The organism is Pseudarthrobacter sp. Pseusp20 (genome assembly GCF_059492155.1).
This window is the reverse complement of record NZ_CP168521.1, coordinates 3,053,252-3,071,976: the sequence shown is the minus strand read 5'-3', so window position 1 is coordinate 3,071,976 and position 18,725 is coordinate 3,053,252. Positions and strand designations below refer to the sequence as shown.

The following is an 18,725-nucleotide window of genomic DNA, read 5'->3' as shown; positions in this document are numbered from 1 at the left end:
TACGGTCTAGTCAACGCCGGATGGGCCGGAATGGTTCACCGCGGAGCCGGGCCCACCCGTCCATGGAGCCGGAAGGGCGGCCCAGGCCGCCAAATTCTTTGCTGTCACTGGCCCCCGGTAGTCTAGAGGGGTGACTCCCGAAGAACTTTCCCTCGCCATATCCGCCTGCCTCAAAGACGCCGTCGCCGCCGGTGATATTGACCTTGCGGCGTCAGCCATTCCGGCTGAGGTGCGCGTGGAGCGGCCCAAGAACCGGGACCACGGCGACTGGGCCACCAACATTGCCCTCCAACTCGCCAAGCAGGCGGGTACCAACCCGCGCGAATTCGCCACCCTCCTCAGCAGCCGGTTGAAGACCATCGACGGCGTCTCCGCCGTCGACATCGCCGGCCCTGGCTTCCTGAACATCACGGTGGACGCCGCGGCCGCCGGCGCCCTGGCAAAGGTCATTGTCGAGGCCGGCGGGGACTACGGCACCAACACGGCGCTCGCCGGGCACACCGTCAACATGGAGTTCGTGTCCGCAAACCCCACCGGGCCGCTGCACATCGGGCACACCCGCTGGGCCGCCCTGGGCGATTCCATCGCCCGCGTGCTGCGGGCGTCCGGGGCCGACGTCACGGCCGAGTACTACATCAATGACGCCGGCTCGCAGATGAACACCTTCGCCACCTCCGTCTACAACCGGCTGCACGGCCTTCCCGTGCCGGACGGCGGCTACCCGGGACAGTACATCGCGGACCTGGGCCACGAAGTGCTCACTGCCCACCCGGACATCCGCGAGCTCACTGAAGTGGCAGCCCTGCCGGTCATCCGCGCCGCCGCCTATGAAGCGCAGATGAAGGACATCAAGGCCACCCTGGCGGACTTCGGCGTCGAGTTCGACGTCTTCTTCTCCGAACAGGAACTGCACGACGCCGGCGCCATTGAAAGTGCCGTGGCCCGCCTTCGCGAACAGGGCCACGTGTTCGACGACGGCGGGGCGGTCTGGCTGCGGACCACGGACTTTGGCGACGACAAGGACCGCGTGATGGTCCGGGCGAACGGCGAGCCCACCTACTTTGCCGCTGACGCCGCCTACTACCTGTCCAAAAAGGACCGCGGCTTCACCGAGAAGATCTACCTCCTGGGCGCCGACCACCACGGCTACATCAACCGGCTCAAGGCCATTGCCGCCGCTGCCGGTGACGACCCCGAGGTCAACATCGAGGTCCTGATCGGCCAGCTGGTGTCCGTCAACGGTGCCAAGCTGTCCAAGCGCGCCGGCAACATCATCGAACTCAAGGACCTGATCGAGTGGCTGGGCAAGGACGCCGTCCGCTACTCGCTGGCCCGGTTCCCCGCCGATTCACCGCTGACCCTTGACCCGGACCTGTTGAAGAAGCACAGCAACGAGAACCCGGTGTTCTACGTGCAGTACGCCCATGCCCGCTCGCGCGGCGCCGCACGCAATGCCGTGGCTGCGGGCGTGGACCGTTCCGCGTTCGACGCCTCGCTGCTGGACCACGCCACGGAAAACGAGCTGCTGTCCTACCTGGGCAGCTACCCGTCCATCGTGGCCAAGGCAGCAGAGCTGCGCGAACCGCACCGCGTGGCACGGCACCTTGAGGCCATCGCCGGGGCTTACCACCGCTGGTACGACGCCTGCCGCATTGCCCCCATGGGCGACGAACCCGTGACCGACCTCAACCGCACCCGTCTGTGGCTCAACGACGCCACCAGCCAGGTGCTGGCGAACGGACTCGACCTGCTGGGCGTTTCGGCGCCGGAACGGATGTGACCCGGTGACGCACACAGCAGCCCAGGCTTCTCCGCTTGCCCCGGAGTGGCTCACGGTTCCGGACGACCTCAATGCCCTCCACGAACCGATGTGGGCCCGCGACGTGGCACGCAACGGGGACGGCGAACTCAGCATTGACGGCATCCCCGTCAGCGAGCTTCAGCGGCAGTACGGCACCCCGCTTTTCGTGATGAGCGAGAACGACTTCCGTGCCCGGGCCAGGGCATTCAGCGACGCCTTTAACGATGCCTTTGCCGATATTTGCGGGGGAGTGGACGTCTACTACGCCGGAAAGTCGTTCCTCTGCACCGCGGTGGTCCGCTGGGTGGAAGAGGAAGGGCTGCGCCTGGACACCGCCTCGGGCGGCGAACTCGCCGTGGCCCACCGGGCCGGAATTCCCGGCGCGGACGTCGCGCTGCACGGCAACAACAAGTCCGACGGCGAAATCCACCGGGCCCTGGACATGGGACTGGGCCGGATCGTGGTGGACAGCCTGGCCGAACTCCACAGGGTGGGCACCATCGCCGAGGCCCGCGGTGAACAGGCCAAGGTCATGCTTCGGCTGACTCCCGGCGTGCACGCCCACACCCACGAGTTCATCGCCACTGCCCACGAGGACCAGAAGTTCGGCCTCTCCATGGCAGCCGACACCACTGACGAGGCCGGGATCTCGGCCGCCGAGGAAGCAGTGGCGGCGGCCACAGCCCATCCCGGCATCGAACTGCTGGGCCTGCACTGCCACATTGGGTCGCAGATCTTCGAACCGGACGGTTTCGCGCTGGCCGCCGAGAAGCTCCTTCGCTTCCTGGCCGCCATGCAGGAAAAATACTCCATCACCCTGCCGGAACTGGACCTCGGGGGCGGATACGGGATTGCCTACACCCCGGTGGACACCCCGCGCCCCGCCGCTGAAATCGCCACGGCGATGGCCGCCGTCGTGCGTTCCACCTGCGCCGAGCTGGGCATTGACGCGCCCCGCATCTCCATCGAGCCCGGGCGCGCCATCGTGGGCAGCACCACGTTCACCCTTTACGAGGTGGGCACCGTGAAGACGGTCCGCGTGGATGCCCCTGCGGCTTCCGCGGACGGTGACGCGGGCAACAACGTTACGTATCCCCGCCGGTATGTTTCGGTTGACGGTGGCATGAGCGATAACGCCCGGCCAGTGCTGTACGACGCGGATTATTCGGCCGTTCTGGCCTCGCGGACGTCCGGCGCGGCGCCGCAGCTGTCCCGCGTGGTGGGCAAACATTGCGAGAGCGGCGACATAGTTGTTAGAGATGTATATCTGCCCGAGGACGTGGCAGCCGGTGATCTGCTTGCTGTACCGGGAACCGGCGCCTACTGCTGGGCCCTCTCGAGCAACTACAACTATCTGGCCCGGCCGGGCGTTGTCGCGGTGCGCGACGGATCTTCCCGGCTGATTGTCCGCGGGGAAACCGAAGAAGACCTGCTGAACCGCGACATGGGAGCCTGAATGACGGAAATGCGAACGCTGAAAGTAGCCCTGCTGGGCTGTGGCAACGTTGGGGCCCAGGTTGCGCGGATCCTCCTTGAGGACGCCGATGCCCTTGCCGCCCGGACAGGTGCCCGCCTGCAGCTCAGCGGCATCGCCGTGCGCAACGTCAACGCCCCGCGCGACGTTGACCTGCCGCAGGAGCTCTTCACCACCGACGCCGACACCCTGGTCAAGGACGCCGACCTGGTGATCGAACTGATGGGCGGCATCGAACCGGCCCGCACCCTGATCCTCTCCGCCCTGCGCAACGGCGCGTGCGTCGTGACGGGCAACAAGGCGCTCCTGGCCCAGGACGGCCCCACCCTCTACGAAGAGGCTGACAAGGCCCACGTCCAGCTCTCCTACGAAGCTGCCGTGGCCGGTGCCATTCCCATCCTCCGCCCCATCCGCGACAGCCTCTCGGGCGACCGGATCACCCGGGTGCTGGGCATCGTCAACGGCACCACCAACTTCATCCTTGACCAGATGGATTCCACCGGTGCCCAGTTCGCGGACGCCCTCGCCGAGGCCCAGCGCCTTGGCTACGCGGAAGCCGACCCCACAGCCGACGTCGAAGGCCACGACGCCGCCGCCAAGGCCGCCATCCTGGCCTCGCTCTCCTTCCACACCCGCTTCGCCCTGGAGAACGTCCACTGCGAGGGAATCACCAACGTCAGCGCTGCCGACATCGCCGCGGCGAAGGACGCCGGCTTCGTGATCAAGCTGCTGGCCATCGCGGAGAAGCTGACCGACGCCAATGGTGAGGAAGGCGTGTCCGTCCGTGTCCACCCCACCCTCCTGCCGCGCGAACATCCGCTGGCCGCGGTCCGCGGTGCCTTCAACGCCGTGTTCATCGAAGCGGAAAACGCCGGCGAGCTGATGTTCTACGGCCAGGGCGCCGGGGGAACCCCCACGGCGTCTGCCGTTATGGGCGATCTCGTGTCGGCCGCCCGCCGGCTGGTCCTGGGCGGACCCCAGCGCACGGAAACCACCACCGGCCACGTCCCGGCGCTGCCCATCGAAGCGGCCACCACCAGCTACTACATCGGCCTGGATGTTGCAGACCAGCCCGGTGTGCTTGCCCGGATCGCCCAGCTGTTCGCCGAGCACGGCGTCTCCATCGAAATCATGCGGCAGACCATCCACCGGGATGCGGAATCCAACGTGGAGTCGGCCGAACTGCGGATTGTCACCCACCGCGCATCAGAGGCTGCCCTTGCAGCCACCGTCCAGGCCGTAAAGGGCCTGGACGTCATCAATTCAGTTACATCCGTTCTGCGGGTAGAAGGAGTCTAAGTGGCTCACCAATGGCGCGGCGTCATCCGCGAATACGCTGACCGTCTGCCCGTGACGGAGTCCACCCGGGTGATCACCCTGGGGGAGGGCGGCACCCCGCTGGTCCACGCGCAGAAGCTCTCAGAACTCACCGGTTCCGAGGTCTACCTGAAAGTGGAGGGGATGAACCCCACCGGGTCCTTCAAGGACCGGGGCATGACCATGGCCATGACCGCGGCGGTAGCCTCCGGTGCGAAGGCCGTTGTGTGTGCGTCCACCGGCAACACGTCCGCTTCAGCCGCCGCCTACGCAACCGCCGCCGGCCTGAAGTGCGCCGTCCTGGTGCCCGAGGGCAAGATCTCCATGGGCAAGCTGAGCCAGGCGATCGCCCATGGCGCCACCCTCCTGCAGGTGGACGGCAACTTCGACAACTGCCTGGACATCGCCCGCAAGCTGGGGGAGTCGTACCCCGTCTTCCTGGTCAACTCCGTCAACCCTGCCCGCATCCAGGGCCAGAAGACCGGCGCCTTCGAAGTGGTCGATGCCCTGGGCGACGCACCGGACATCCACGTCCTGCCCGTGGGCAATGCCGGCAACATCACGGCATACTGGAAGGGCTACAAGGAGTATTCAGCCCCCTTCGAATCCGACACGGCCGGCACCCTGCCCGCCGTCGCCACCAGGACGCCCGCCATGTGGGGCTTCCAGGCAGCCGGGGCAGCACCGTTCGTGGCGGGCCACCCGATCACCGAGCCGGACACCATCGCCACGGCCATCCGCATCGGAAACCCCGCTTCCTGGGACGGGGCCGTAGGGGCACGTGACGAATCCGGTGGACTCATCGATGCCGTCACCGACGAGGAAATCCTGAACGCCCACCGCTGGCTGTCGGCCAGGGAAGGCGTGTTCGTGGAGCCCGGCTCCGCTGCCGGCGTGGCGGGCCTGCTCAAGAAGCACGCCGCCGGCGAGGTTCCCAGCGGCAAGACCATCGTCATCACCGTCACCGGGCACGGCCTGAAGGACCCCCAGTGGGCCCTGCGCACGGAAGACGGCAGCGAAGTCCAGCCCGTCAAGGTACCGAATGACGTGGTTACTGTCGCCGCTGAGCTGGGACTGGAAGAAAAATAGCCTTGGACACCACCTCGCAGGCCACTGTCGGACTGCACCTGATCGAGCCCGGGCAGCGCGTCAGCGTCCGGGTGCCCGCCACCAGCGCCAACCTCGGTCCGGGCTACGACAGCCTGGGGCTCGCTCTGGCCCTGCATGACACCCTCACCGTGGAAAGCCTCGACACGGATGAACTCGTGTTTGAGCTCCGCGGCGAGGGCGCGGACACTTTGCCGCGGGATGCCAGCCACCTGGTGGTCCGCGCCATGGACGCGGCCTTCGAGCGGCTGGGCTACCGGCACGGCGGACTGCGGGTGATTGCGGACAACGTCAACCCGCACGGCCGGGGGCTGGGCTCATCCGCGTCAGCAGTGGTGGCCGCAGTCTCGGCTGCAAATGCCATGGTGCCGGCCGGGGACCAGCGCGGAAAGGATTGGATCCTCCAGCTCACCAGTGAACTGGAGGGCCATCCGGACAACGTGGCACCCGCCATCTTCGGCGGCCTGGCGCTGTCATGGCAGGACAGTGAGCAGTACAGCAGCACCAGTGCCACGGTGGCCACGTCCGTCATCCCCATCGTGGCGGTACCTGACTACGAACTCTCCACCGAGGCAGCCCGCGCCCTGTTGCCGGCATCTGTGGGACACCACGCTGCCGCCATGAACTCCGGCCGGGCGGCGCTGCTGATCCACGCGCTGACGCAGAACCCCGAATTCCTGCTGCCGGGCACCGAGGACTACCTGCACCAGAGCTACCGCGCGGACGCCATGCGGCCCAGTGCCGCGTTGATCGGCGCACTCCGCAAAGCGGGCTACGCGGCCGTGGTTTCCGGTGCCGGGCCCACCGTCCTGGTGCTGGCAAACGGTGAAGACCAGGCAGGCAAGGCCCTCGCCTTCATCAAGGCCTACACGGCGGAGAACACGCCGGACATCGGCTGGCGCGTCCTGAAGCTCGCAGTGGACGTTGAAGGTGCTAAGGTTGAACTGCACCGGCGGTAATTCCGCCTATCTGATCTGCTCCTGCATTCAGTTGCTATTTGATCTACGACTGCGAATGTATTCCGGTGCCGCCTGCTTGGTCTGTCGCAGGAATCTGCAGCATTCAACTGCCCCTGAACCGTCAGTCCGGCGTTGCGCCATGGGCGCAGTGCAAGGTGAATCAGTATCCGGCCCTGCTGGCCGAAATCCAACCGGCAAGGCCGAAATCCCGGCTGCAGATCTGAACTGCAGCCCAGATCAAATCATCGCGCCCAGCTCCCAGTCTGGACGCCGTCGAGGGGGAAGGATCCTTCGTGACCGAAACCACTGAGCTGTCGCCAGCTGTGGAACACTCAACTTCTGCTGCCGAATCACCGGCCGCAACCGCCAAGAGCAGCGGCCTTGCCGGCCTGAAGCTCGCCCAGCTGCAGGCTCTCGCCAGCCAGCTCGGTATCTCGGGTGGATCCCGCATGCGCAAGGGGGACCTGGTCTCGGCCATTTCCGCCCACCGTGCCGGAACACTCACTGCCAAGGCCCCCGCAAAGGCTGCGGCAAAGGCTACGGAATCCGCCGTGGCCCCGGCCGCAGCTGCACCGGCTTCCGCTCCGGAGGCCCCGGCCGCCGAAGCTCCCGCCGCGGAAGGCACCCGTGCCCGTGGACGCGGCCGCAGCCGCCGCGCCGTCAGTGACGGCGTGGTTTCCCCGGCAACCGAAGCTCCCCTTGTGGAAACCCCCGCCGCACCTGCCGGTGCCACCGTCGAGGCGCCGTCGGCCGCCCCTGCGGAAACTACGGAGGCCACTGAAGGCGCCCCTGAGCGCCGCCAGCCGCGCACCCGCAACCGCCGCCGCAGCGAAGCCGCTGCCGCCGTCCAGGAAGCCCCGGCCGAAACCCCGGCAGAACAGCCCGCCACGGAACAGCGTTCAACCACGGAACAGCGTTCAACCGAGCAGCGTTCAACGGAGCAGCGTTCAACCGAGCAGCGCACCGAAGCCCCCGCAACCGAAGCAGGCGACGCCGGCCAGCGCACCGAACGCCGTGAAGGCGGCCGCACCCGCGGCCGCGACAACACCTCCCGCGACTCGGACGGCGGCCGTGACAACAGCGGCAGCCGCGACGCCGGCCAGCGTGAAGGTGCCCAGCGTGAAGGTGCCCGGGACAACCGCGACAACGATGACAGCGACGGCGGAAGCCGCCGCAACCGCCGTAACCGCCGCGACCGGAACGACCGCAACGACCGCTCCGGTGGCCAGGACCGGGACAACTCCCGCAACGACCGCTTCCGCGACCGCAACGACCGCCGCCGTGGCCGCAACCAGGGCCCGGACGTGGACGACGTCGAAATCACCGAAGACGACGTGCTGCTGCCCGTCGCCGGCATCCTGGACGTCCTGGAGAACTACGCGTTCATCCGCACCTCCGGCTACCTGCCGGGCCCGAACGACGTCTACGTCTCCCTCGCCCAGGTCAAGAAGTACAACCTGCGCAAGGGCGACGCCGTGGTCGGCGCCATCCGTGCACCGCGTGACGGCGAGGACCGCAGCCAGCAGTCCGCCCGCCAGAAGTTCAACGCCCTTGTCCGCGTCACTTCCGTCAATGGCAAGACGCCTGAGGAACTCAAGGACCGCGTCGAATTCGCCAAGCTCGTCCCGCTGTACCCCTCCGAGCGCCTGCGCCTCGAGACGGACCCCAAGAAGATCGGCCCCCGCGTCATTGACCTGGTGGCCCCGATCGGCAAGGGCCAGCGCGGCCTGATTGTTTCGCCGCCCAAGGCCGGCAAGACGCTCATCCTGCAGTCCATCGCCAACGCCATCACCACCAACAACCCTGAGGTCCACCTCATGATGGTGCTGGTGGACGAACGTCCCGAAGAAGTCACGGACATGCAGCGCACCGTCAAGGGTGAGGTCATCGCCTCCACCTTCGACCGTCCCGCCGACGACCACACCACCGTGGCCGAACTCTCCATCGAACGCGCCAAGCGCCTCGTGGAGATGGGCATGGACGTGGTGGTCCTCCTGGACTCCATGACCCGCCTGGGCCGCGCCTACAACCTGGCAGCACCGGCCTCCGGCCGCATCCTGTCCGGTGGTGTGGACTCCGCAGCCCTCTACCCGCCCAAGCGCTTCTTCGGTGCCGCCCGCAACATCGAAAACGGCGGCTCGCTGACCATCCTGGCCACCGCCCTCGTGGAGACCGGATCCAAGATGGACGAGGTCATCTTCGAAGAGTTCAAGGGCACCGGCAACATGGAGCTCCGCCTGTCCCGCCAGCTGGCCGACAAGCGCATCTTCCCCGCCGTGGACGTCAACGCGTCCGGCACCCGCCGTGAGGAAAACCTGCTTTCCCCCGAGGAAGTCAAGATCATGTGGAAGCTGCGCCGCGTCCTCTCCGGACTCGAGACCCAGCAGAGCCTTGAACTGCTCACCAACAAGATCCGGGAAACCCAGAGCAACGTCGAGTTCCTCATGCAGGTCCAGAAGACGACGCTTGGTGCGAAGTCGGATAACGACAAGTAGCTGAGTCAGGGGCGGGGCCGTCGCATAATCTGCGGGCCCCGCCCTTTGGCGTGTCCTACCAGCCACCCGGCGAAACTAGACTTGTACAAGTCGAAAGAGGTTTTAAATGTTTGAGTCCGTACAGGGCCTGCTTGATGAGCATGATGCCATCCAGGCGCAGCTGGGGGATCCTGCTGTCTATGCTGACCAGCGGCTTGCCCGGAAACTGGGGCGGCGGTCGGCTCAGCTCAATGGCATTGTCGAGGCCTACCACAAGTGGGAAGGCATCCGTGATGACCTTGCCGCCGCCAAGGAGATGGCGTCCGAGGACCCCGAGTTCGCCGCCGAGGTGCCTGAACTCGAAGCCGCGATGGAGACTGCCGCGGCCAAGCTGCGCCGCCTGCTGATTCCCCGGGATCCTGACGATGCCCGCAACGTGATCCTTGAGGTTAAGGGCGGTGAAGGCGGCGACGAGGCCGCGCTGTTCGCCGGCGACCTGCTGCGCATGTACACCCGGTACGCCGAGTCGCGCGGCTGGAAGACCGAAATCATCTCCGCCACCGAATCGGACCTCGGCGGGTACAAGGACGTCCAGGTGGCGGTCAAGGGCAACTCCAACGACCCCGCCGAGGGCGTGTACGCACGGCTGAAGTTCGAAGGTGGCGTGCACCGCGTCCAGCGCGTGCCCGTCACCGAATCCCAGGGCCGCATCCACACCTCCGCTGCCGGCGTGCTGGTCCTGCCCGAGGTTGACGAGCCCGAAGAACTCGAGATCAGCCCCAACGACCTCAAGATCGACGTCTACCGTTCCTCGGGCCCCGGCGGGCAGTCCGTCAACACCACCGACTCCGCCGTCCGCATCACGCACCTTCCCACCGGCATTGTGGTGGCCATGCAGAACGAAAAATCACAGCTGCAGAACCGCGAGGCCGGCATGCGCGTCCTGCGGGCACGCATCCTGGCGCACCAGCAGGAGCAGATCGACGCCGAGAACTCGGCCCAGCGGAAGTCGCAGATCCGCACCATGGACCGTTCGGAGCGCATCCGCACCTACAACTACCCGGAAAACCGGATCGCGGACCACCGCACCGGCTACAAGGCCTACAACCTTGACCAGGTCATGAACGGGGACCTGGAGCCGGTCATCCAGTCCGCCATCGAGATGGACGAGCAGGCGCGGCTGGACGCCATCGGCGACTAGTCCGCCCGGCGCACCATCAGGACACGAAATACAGGACATGACATTCGGGCCAGGCCAGTCGCTCGCTGATGCCGTCAGCGAGGCCACCGCCATCCTGCGGGACGCCGGCGTTCCCAGCCCGCGCGTGGACGCGGAGCTGCTTGCGGACCACCTGCTGAACGTAGGGCTCGGCCGGCTTCGCGCCATGATGCTCGGCGATGCGCCGGCACCGGAAGGCTACGAAGCCCTCGTGGCCGAACGCGCCGGCAGGACTCCGCTGCAGCACATCACCGGCGTCGCCCACTTCCGCTACCTTGAACTGGCCGTGGGGCCCGGGGTGTTCATCCCGAGGCCGGAGACCGAATCCGTCGTCCAGCTGGCCATCGACCACGTCAAGGACATGCAACGGCCCCGGATCGTGGACCTGGGGACCGGTTCCGGCGCCATTGCCGGATCCATTGCGCACGAGGTACCGGGCGCCGAGGTCCACGCCGTCGAATTCAGCGCGTTTGCGCACGCCTGGGCGGCCAAAAACCTGGCACCGTTGGGCGTCAATCTGGTCCTGGGGGACCTGCGCGACGCCTTTCCGGAACTCAACGGCACAGTCGACGTCGTGGTTTCCAACCCGCCCTACATCCCCGCCGAGGCCATCCCCAACGAACCGGAAGTGGCCCTGCACGACCCGCCCGAGGCGTTGTACGGCGGGGGAGCCGACGGCATGGAACTTCCGACGGCGGCGGCCGCCTCCGCTGCCCGGCTGCTGCGTCCCGGCGGCTACTTCGTCATGGAACACGCGGAAGTCCAGTCCGGCTGGATAGCCGCCATGCTTGCCAGGACCGGATCCTGGACAGCCATCACGACGCACCTGGACCTCAACGGCAAGGAGCGCGCCACAAGTGCCGTGCTCGCGGACCAGGCCATACGGAATGAAAGAATGGGCCAGTGACCACTACTTATGACTGCACCATTGACGACGAACGGGCACGCGGCCTGGAACATGCCCAGCGCGCCATCAGCGAAAAGAAGTGCGTCGTGCTGCCCACGGACACCGTCTACGGCATCGGCGCAGACGCGTTCTCGCCGCAGGCCGTCACCATGCTGCTGGTTTCCAAGGGGCGCAGCCGCACCATGCCCCCGCCTGTCCTGATTCCCCGCATCAACGCCCTGGACGGCCTGGCCACCGAGGTTTCGGCCGAAGCCCGCAAGCTGGCAGAAGCCTTCTGGCCCGGCGGCCTGACCCTGATCCTGCACGCCCAGCCGTCCCTTGACTGGGACCTGGGCGAAACCAAGGGAACGGTGGCGCTCCGGATGCCCGCCGACGAGGTCGCCCTGGAACTGCTGACCCTGACGGGCCCGCTGGCCGTTTCCTCTGCCAACCGCACCGGCCAGGCCCCTGCGCAGACTGCCGCAGCGGCGCGGGAACAGCTGGCGGACTCGGTGGAGGTTTACCTGGAGGGCGGCCCGCGCCCACTGGAAGGCGAAGCCGGCGTGCCGTCAACCATCGTGGATGCCACCGGCCCCATCCTGCGCGTGGTGCGCAACGGGGCAGTGAGCCTGGACCGGTTGCGCGAGCACGTCCCGGGCGTCCTTGGCCTGGGTGAAATCCCCATGGCGGAGAAGGAAGCGGCACCGGCGCAGCCCGCGGCAGGGGAGGACGGGAACGACGCCGGGTCCGCGCCTGCTGCGTCCGGCTCCTCCGCGGTCACGGGTACAGCAGCGGAACCCGCCACGCCGGCCGGAGACCCGCAGCCTTGATGACGCTGGAGCGCCAACGCATTCCCGTCCTGGACGTCCATGCCACTCCGCTGCGGGTGCCTGAACTCGTTGCGGAACTGAGCAGCTACGTGGCGGAAGGTTCCACGCGCACCGTCCTGGGCCACAACCTGCACAGCGTCACGCTGGCCTTGTCCGACGCCGGGTTCCGCCGCCTCTACGAGGAAAGCGATGTGGTGCTCCTGGACGGGGCGCCGGTGCTGTGGCTCTGGGGGAGGACCGGCAACGCCGACGGTCCGGTCATGGACTACCGGCTGGGCTCCACCGACTGGCTGCCGGCCCTGGACCAGGTCCGGGGGCTGGAACGGATCGCCGTGATCGGCGCCGGTCCGGACGCGAACGCCGGAGCTGTCAGCCGGCTGAAGGCGATCGTTCCGGGCGCCCGCGTGTCCGGCCTGCCCGGCGAAGGCTGGGGTCCTGCCCTGGAGGAAGCCGCTGTCGCATGGCTGCACCGTGAACAGCCCCAGATGGTCCTGCTTGGCCTGGGAATGCCGCTGCAGGAGGACGTGCTGCAGCGGCGGCTGCGCGACATGCCCCCGGCCGTCTACTGTGCCGTGGGCGGCGCCATCGAGCAGTTGGCCGGGGTCCAGAAGCTGGCGCCGCGGTGGCTTGGCAGGATGGGGCTGGAGTGGGCCTGGCGCCTGCTCCTGCATCCCCGCCGCGTGGCGTACCGGGTCCTGGGCGAGCCGTGGGTGCTGCTGTGGCTCCTGGCCGCGCGCCGGCTGCGGACCAGGGCCTGAACCGGCCGCGGCTGGTCTGAAACCGGGAGAGGGGCGCTGGCTAGAACTTCTGGTCCTCCAGGGGGCCAAAGCCCTTGCCCCGCAGACCCGTGCCAAAGGCGCGCGCCCAGGCCACAAAGCCCGGCAGGTCGCGGCGCTGCAGGAAGTAGCCCAGGTACCCGCCGGCGTCGGCCACAAAAGAGCGCACCCGGAAGTACCGGCGGATGAGGTAACCGCGGTTCCGGTAGTAGTAATAGCGCTTGAAGGCGGAGTCGGGGACGATGACATGCCAGCGGGCGCCGTAGACATGCTGCGTTTCCGTGAAGGCGTGCGGATGCGTGATGGCCGTGGTGGTGACCGTCCCAAAACGTATGCCGGCCTTGCGGAGCCGGATGGTGAAATCGACCTCGTCGCCGCGGATGAACAGCCGCATATCCGGCAAGCCCACTTTGAAGAACACGTCCGAGCGGATCAGCGCGCCGTTGAAGAAGTGGCCGTCGTCCGGAAGGAAACCGAGCTTCTCCACCTCTGCCCGGTCGTGCGTCACCTTGCCGTCCAGGCGGAAGAAAAAGGACAGCCGGTCGGGATGGCCCGGCGCCGTGACAAGGGGAACCACAGCCTCCAGGTCGCGCGCCTCGGCCTCGCGCAGCAGCGTGGCCAGGCATTCGGGATCAGCCGGCTCGGCGTCGTCGTCCATCATCCAAATCCAGCGGGCACCGCTGGCGACTGCCTTGAGGGCGGCCAGCGCAAATCCGCCCGCGCCCCCGAGGTTGGCTTCGGACCGGACGTAGTCCACATTGCGGTGCTTTTTGGCCACCTCCCGTGCAGGCGTGGTGCCACTGTCCACCAGGCAAATGGTGTCCACGCGCAGGCTCTGCGCGTTGATCGAATCCAGCAGCACAGACAGTTCCTTGGGCCGGTCGAACGTCACGGCGGCAACCGCAATGCGGGGGGTCATGGAGGTCCTTTCAGCATGGCCGCCAGGGAGTTCCCCGCCTGATATGCGCCCGTGTGGCGCGGAGCCATGGTGCCGGTGGCACTAGTATCTTTGACTAGAGTCCACTGTAATACAGCCCTGTACGGCACCGAACACTGCCTGCTGCGCGCTCGGCGACGGAGAAGTTTCATTTATCGAAGAACAGATTCCCGGCCAGTGAGCCCACCGACCACGGACCGGCTGCCAGGGCAGCCGAGCGGCTTCGACACCACCAATCCTGAAACGGCTCCAGTCCCATGATCATGTACATGCTCATGGGACTGGTGGCTGCCATTGTGTCCTACGCTGCCACGTGGGGCGCCCGCATCGTGGGGCACCGGCTTGAACTGCACCTGCCCATCCGCAGCCGTGACATGCATTCCACCCCCGTTTCCAGGCTTGGCGGCGTGGCGATCTTCCTCGGTGTCATGGTGGCACTGGTCCTCGCCAGCCAGTCCTTTTTCGTCAAGGACATCTACCGGAACAATTTCTCCCCCTGGGGGGTCCTCGCCGGTGCAGCGGTGATCGTCCTGGTGGGCGTGGCGGACGACCTGCTGGACATCCGCTGGTGGGTGAAGCTGATCGGTCAAAGCGCCGCCGGACTCACCGTGGCCATCTGGGGTGTCCAAATGACCATCGTCCCGTGGGTGCCCGACCCCATATACCTCCAGGACGGGACACTCCGCGTGGTGCTGACGGCGGGACTCATCGTCACCACCATGAATGCCTTTAACTTCATTGACGGACTGGACGGCCTTGCTGCAGGCGTGGCCATCATCGGCGGAACGGCGTTCTTCTTCACCGCCTACTGGGTGCACCGGAACGCTGTGCTGCTGGACTACTCGGACCTGGCAACCCTCATTACGGCCGTCCTGGTAGGCGGGTGCCTGGGGTTCCTGCCACACAATTTCTTTCCGTCGAAGATCTTCATGGGCGATTCGGGCGCCATGCTGATCGGGCTGCTCATGGCCTCGGCCGGCGTCGTGTCCACAGGACAGATCTCCTCAGGCCTGTATGACCGTGCCAACGGTATTTCCACCGTGATTCCCATCCTGCTTCCCTTCGCCGTGCTCTTCCTTCCGCTGCTGGACCTGGGCCTCGCAGTGGTTCGCCGCACGGCCCGCGGGCGTTCGCCCTGGTCCGCCGACCGCGGGCATCTGCACCACAAACTGCTGGACATCGGCTACTCCCACCGCACCGCCGTGATCCTGATGTATCTCTGGACCGCCGTGCTGTCCTTCGGCGGCCTGGCCTTTGCCGTCTTCCCCTGGCAGGTCGTTCTCGCCGTCGACATCTTCGCCACCCTGGTGATGGGACTGGTGACCGCATGGCCATACCTTTCCCGCGGCAACGGGGAAACTGCGGCGTAATGCCGGTTCTGAATTATTTCTATCTCATGTAGAATTTAGGGGCAGCCCAAGCTGCCACTCCACCCCCTGCCTCCTGGCCATTTGCCATGTGGTGCCGACGATTGGGATCGAATGACCTCCAACGCCGAGTCCGGACCTGCCTCCGGCAACGGACACGTTGGCGCCTCCGGTCCCACCCGCTCGCTGTGGCTGAACCTGCTTAAGCGCAGCTCGATCGCCGCCGGTGCGGGGCTCGCCCTGTGTGCCATTCCCGCCGGACTCCTCAACGGAGCAAGCGGCGCGGTCTCCAGCGTGCTCGGTGGCCTGCTGGTCATGCTGTTCTTCGGCATCAGCCTGCTGATCGGCCACTTCGTGGGACGCGGGAACCCGTCCGGCGCGATAGGGATGTTCGTAGCCACCTATTTCATCAAGGTAGTTGGCTTCGCCGTCGTCCTGTTCGTCATCGGCGCCCCTGAATGGCTACACGGCCGCTGGTTCATCATCGGCGCCGTGGTGGCGGTCGTCCTGTGGCAGGCCGCTGAGATCCACGGATTCAGCAGGGCCCGCCTCCAGATCTACAACGATCCAGATGACAAGGGAGCAACCCATGCGTGACCAGAAGAAGCCCGCGGCTGCCGCACATGGCAAACGCGGATCCAACGGCTCCGCAGCAACCGATTCCGACGCCTCCACCGATGGCGGCTACAACGCTGGAATGGCTGTATTCAGCTACATCATTGGCGGAATCATCGTCTGGAGTTTGATAGGGTGGGGACTGGATTATCTGTGGGGAACGCGCTGGATTGTGCTCGCAGGCGCTCTGCTCGGAGCCGTCGGAGGTTTCTACCTTTCCCACATGCACGGCCTCACCAGTTCCCGAAAAATTGCTGATGAGCGCCATGCTCCCAGCGCACCGTCCCAGGACGGAAAAGATAGTGCCAAATAATTTCACAGGGGGAACAGCAGGCTGTCAGGCTGCCGGACCCCGCCCAACGCCCAATGATGGACACTGCAGAGAGGAAACGCGTTGATCGCGCTTGCGCTCCCGGCCCAAGATTCAGGAGAGTTCACTCCTCCTGGTATTAACGAAATGCATTTGCCGGCAATCCTGCCGTGGGGTGCCGCAGAAGGATTCTCCAAGCAGATGCTGCTGGTCCTCCTCTCTGTCGTCTTTATCGCAGTCTTCTTCGTGCTCGCCGCACGCAAGCAGCAGCTGGTACCCGGCAAGCTCCAGTTCGCCGGAGAGGCCGCCTACGGCTTTGTCCGCAACGGCATTGCCAAGGACATCATCGGCGGCAGGGACTTCATGAAGTACGTCCCCCTGCTGTTCAGCCTGTTCTTCTTCATCCTGGTCAACAACATCTACGGCGCCATCCCGGTGTTCCAGCTCCCCACGTTCTCGCACGTGGGTGGAGCGTACGTGCTGGCCGGCCTGGTCTATGTCACCTGGATCGCCATCGGCGTGAAGAAGAACGGCCTGCGCTACTTCAAGCTGGCCACCGTCCCCTCGGGCGTGCCGTGGTACATCCTGCCGATCGTCATCCCGATCGAAATCATCTCCAACTTCGTTGTCCGGCCCGTCACGCACAGCCTCCGTCTGTTCGCGACCATGCTGGCCGGCCACCTGATCGTGATGATCGCCGGTTCCGGCATCGAATACCTCATCATGCAGGAGAACGTGCTGCTGAAGGGAACGTCCATCCTGGTGCTGGCAGGTGCCATCGCCATGTACATGCTCGAAGCCCTGATCATGGTCCTGCAGGCCTACGTCTTCACGCTGCTGACCGCGATCTACATCGAAGGCGCCCTTCACGCCGACAGCCACTAGGCACCCTGCCGGGAGCGACGCTCCGCCGGCCCACCACAGTCTTCCCCTCGCGGGGATGAAGCAACCCAAACAACCTGCCACACAAAGTGGCATCTTGAAAGGAAAAAAAATGGAAGGCTCCATCAACGGCTCCCTCAACCTCATCGGCTATGGCCTCTCGGCTATCGGCGGTGGTATCGGTGTGGGTCTCGTGTTCGCTGCCTACATCAACGGCGTTGCACGTCAGCCGGAAGCCCAGCGCGTCCTGCAGCCGATCGCATTCCTTGGCCTGGCGCTGACCGAAGCACTCGCCATCCTGGGCCTGGTCTTCGCTTTCGTTCTCAAGTAAACCTTCAGAACTTCAGCGAACATTCAGAACCGAGTAGATAAGGACGGGTGAAATATGCATCAGCTGATCATCTCAGCCGCCGCTGAAGGCGACGTCAACCCACTTATTCCCAATGCCTGGGAAATGCTGGTTGTCTTCGTGGGCTTTGCCATCCTCTTCTTCATCGTGGTCAAGTTTGTTGTCCCGATGTTCGAGAAGACCTTCGCAGAGCGTGCCGAGGCCATCGAAGGCGGTATCGCCAAGGCTGAAAAGGCCCAGGCTGAGGCGTCTGCTGCACTCGAAGAGTACAAGCAGCAGCTGACCGACGCCCGCACCGAAGCCAACCGCATCCGTGAGGAAGCCCGCGCCGAAGGTGCCCAGATCCTCGCGGATCTCAAGGAGAAGGCGGCAGCAGAGTCTGCCCGCATCACCGCGCAGGCCCACGCACAGATCGAATCCGAGCGCCAGGCGGCCGTTGTGTCCCTGCGCTCTGAGGTAGGCACCCTGGCCACCACCCTGGCAGGCCGCATCGTGGGCGAATCGCTCAACGATGATGAGCGTGCAGCGCGGGTTGTGGACCGCTTCCTGGCAGATCTGGAGTCCCAGAACGCAGGTGCAGCTAAGTAATGGCAGGCGTATCGAGCGAATCGCTGGCAACAGCGCTGGCAGAGTTGGAAGCAAAGCTTCCCACCGCGTCGCTGCAGCTGGCAAAGGAACTCTTCGGAATTCTGGGAATGGTGGACAGCTCGGCTGGCTTGCGCCGCGCCCTGACTGACCCGTCCCGCAACGGTGACGAAAAGTCGGCGCTGGTCAAGCAGCTGGTTGGCGGGAAAGTCTCCGCTGATGCTGCAGACATTGCAGGCGGACTGGCCAGCTCACGCTGGGCAAACGCCCGTGATATCGGCGATGCACTCGAGACTCTTGCCGCAACGGTGGTCATTTCCGTTGCTGAAAACAAGTCGGCCGTTTCTGCCTCCGGAATCACTGGCCTGGAAGAGCTGGAGAACGACCTGTTCTCCTTCAACCAGGCTGTTGCCTCCAGCCATGAGGTACAACGTGCTCTGTCCGAACCACAGGCCAGCGGTGCAGCCAAGGTTGTACTTGCGGAGAAGCTTGTGCCCGGCGCCAGTGAGGAAGCGAAAGTCCTCATTGTCCAGGCTGTAACCCAGCCCCGCGGCATCAAGCCCACCCGGCTGGTGCAGCGGTTCGCCGAGCTTGCGGCCAAGCGGCAGCAGCGCTGGATTGCAACGGTCAGCGTGACCCGTCCTTTGACGCAGACGCAGCTTGCCCGCCTGCAGGCTGGCCTGAATGCCATGTACGGGCGGGAACTGAAGGTCAACCTCAATGTTGACCCGGCACTCATTGGCGGCATCCGCGTCCAGGTTGGTGACGAAGTGCTTGACGCTTCGGTCCTCACCAAGCTGGGCGAGCTGCAGCGCCAGCTGGCCGGCTAGCCGGACA

At 65.9% G+C, this 18,725-nt stretch carries 18 protein-coding genes; 17 read left to right on the top strand and 1 reads right to left on the bottom strand.

Annotation, left to right across the window (positions count from 1 at the left end; all coding sequences use genetic code 11):
- Window positions 1–130: 130 nt before the first annotated feature.
- The 10 genes from argS (at window position 131) to ACEN9K_RS14125 (ending at window position 12,825) form a co-directional block, all read left to right on the top strand.
- The gene (gene argS / locus ACEN9K_RS14170; protein WP_018768420.1) at window positions 131–1,780 is read left to right on the top strand and encodes an arginine--tRNA ligase; all 1,650 of its coding nucleotides are present in this window, start codon (window positions 131–133) and stop codon (window positions 1,778–1,780) included.
- Window positions 1,781–1,784: 4 nt separating this feature from the next.
- On the top strand, window positions 1,785–3,257 hold the full coding sequence (lysA, locus tag ACEN9K_RS14165; RefSeq protein WP_018768419.1) for a diaminopimelate decarboxylase: 1,473 nt from the start codon (window positions 1,785–1,787) through the stop codon (window positions 3,255–3,257).
- Window positions 3,258–4,574: a homoserine dehydrogenase gene (locus ACEN9K_RS14160; protein WP_018768418.1), complete on the top strand. Its 1,317-nt coding sequence runs from the start codon at window positions 3,258–3,260 to the stop codon at window positions 4,572–4,574. It abuts the gene before it with no gap.
- Window positions 4,575–5,681, top strand: a complete 1,107-nt coding sequence (gene thrC / locus ACEN9K_RS14155) for a threonine synthase (RefSeq protein WP_018768417.1) — start codon at window positions 4,575–4,577, stop codon at window positions 5,679–5,681.
- 2 nt (window positions 5,682–5,683) lie between these two features.
- Window positions 5,684–6,658 (top strand): homoserine kinase, encoded by a 975-nt coding sequence (gene thrB / locus ACEN9K_RS14150; RefSeq protein ID WP_495634567.1) that lies wholly within the window; start codon window positions 5,684–5,686, stop codon window positions 6,656–6,658.
- A 293-nt stretch (window positions 6,659–6,951) separates the two neighbouring features.
- On the top strand, window positions 6,952–9,153 hold the full coding sequence (gene rho, locus ACEN9K_RS14145) for a transcription termination factor Rho (protein ID WP_495634566.1): 2,202 nt from the start codon (window positions 6,952–6,954) through the stop codon (window positions 9,151–9,153).
- A gap of 106 nt (window positions 9,154–9,259) precedes the next feature.
- Complete coding sequence (gene prfA / locus ACEN9K_RS14140) at window positions 9,260–10,333, top strand: peptide chain release factor 1 (RefSeq protein WP_018768414.1); 1,074 nt, start codon at window positions 9,260–9,262, stop codon at window positions 10,331–10,333.
- 37 nt (window positions 10,334–10,370) lie between these two features.
- Window positions 10,371–11,258, top strand: a complete 888-nt coding sequence (prmC, locus tag ACEN9K_RS14135; RefSeq protein WP_495634565.1) for a peptide chain release factor N(5)-glutamine methyltransferase — start codon at window positions 10,371–10,373, stop codon at window positions 11,256–11,258.
- The gene (locus tag ACEN9K_RS14130) at window positions 11,255–12,067 is read left to right on the top strand and encodes an L-threonylcarbamoyladenylate synthase (RefSeq protein ID WP_018768412.1); all 813 of its coding nucleotides are present in this window, start codon (window positions 11,255–11,257) and stop codon (window positions 12,065–12,067) included. The genes prmC and ACEN9K_RS14130 overlap by 4 nt, the downstream gene beginning before the upstream one ends.
- Window positions 12,067–12,825: a WecB/TagA/CpsF family glycosyltransferase gene (locus ACEN9K_RS14125; protein WP_056387995.1), complete on the top strand. Its 759-nt coding sequence runs from the start codon at window positions 12,067–12,069 to the stop codon at window positions 12,823–12,825. The genes ACEN9K_RS14130 and ACEN9K_RS14125 overlap by 1 nt, the downstream gene beginning before the upstream one ends.
- Window positions 12,826–12,865: 40 nt before the next feature.
- On the opposite strand, the gene ACEN9K_RS14120 is transcribed toward ACEN9K_RS14125, so the two are convergent.
- The gene (locus ACEN9K_RS14120) at window positions 12,866–13,762 is read right to left on the bottom strand and encodes a glycosyltransferase (protein ID WP_495634564.1); all 897 of its coding nucleotides are present in this window, start codon (window positions 13,760–13,762) and stop codon (window positions 12,866–12,868) included.
- 275 nt (window positions 13,763–14,037) lie between these two features.
- On the opposite strand from ACEN9K_RS14120, the gene ACEN9K_RS14115 reads away from it, so the two are divergent.
- From ACEN9K_RS14115 to ACEN9K_RS14085, 7 genes are all read left to right on the top strand, one after another.
- Window positions 14,038–15,150 carry an MraY family glycosyltransferase gene (locus ACEN9K_RS14115; protein ID WP_018768409.1) on the top strand — a complete coding sequence of 371 codons (1,113 nt, stop codon included), beginning with the start codon at window positions 14,038–14,040 and terminating at the stop codon, window positions 15,148–15,150.
- Window positions 15,151–15,261: 111 nt separating this feature from the next.
- On the top strand, window positions 15,262–15,744 hold the full coding sequence (locus ACEN9K_RS14110; RefSeq protein WP_018768408.1) for a Cg1360 family ATP-synthase-associated protein: 483 nt from the start codon (window positions 15,262–15,264) through the stop codon (window positions 15,742–15,744).
- A complete protein-coding gene (locus ACEN9K_RS14105; RefSeq protein WP_018768407.1) occupies window positions 15,737–16,075 on the top strand; it encodes an AtpZ/AtpI family protein in 339 nt (112 codons plus the stop codon). Before ACEN9K_RS14110 ends, ACEN9K_RS14105 begins: the two co-directional genes overlap by 8 nt.
- An 81-nt stretch (window positions 16,076–16,156) precedes the next feature.
- Window positions 16,157–16,957: a F0F1 ATP synthase subunit A gene (gene atpB / locus ACEN9K_RS14100; protein WP_134163847.1), complete on the top strand. Its 801-nt coding sequence runs from the start codon at window positions 16,157–16,159 to the stop codon at window positions 16,955–16,957.
- Between the two features lie 109 nt (window positions 16,958–17,066).
- On the top strand, window positions 17,067–17,285 hold the full coding sequence (gene atpE, locus ACEN9K_RS14095; RefSeq protein WP_003804776.1) for an ATP synthase F0 subunit C: 219 nt from the start codon (window positions 17,067–17,069) through the stop codon (window positions 17,283–17,285).
- A gap of 54 nt (window positions 17,286–17,339) precedes the next feature.
- On the top strand, window positions 17,340–17,891 hold the full coding sequence (locus tag ACEN9K_RS14090) for a F0F1 ATP synthase subunit B (protein ID WP_018768405.1): 552 nt from the start codon (window positions 17,340–17,342) through the stop codon (window positions 17,889–17,891).
- Window positions 17,891–18,718, top strand: coding sequence for a F0F1 ATP synthase subunit delta (locus ACEN9K_RS14085; protein WP_056387991.1), 828 nt, complete (start codon window positions 17,891–17,893; stop codon window positions 18,716–18,718). The genes ACEN9K_RS14090 and ACEN9K_RS14085 overlap by 1 nt, the downstream gene beginning before the upstream one ends.
- Window positions 18,719–18,725: the final 7 nt, after the last annotated feature.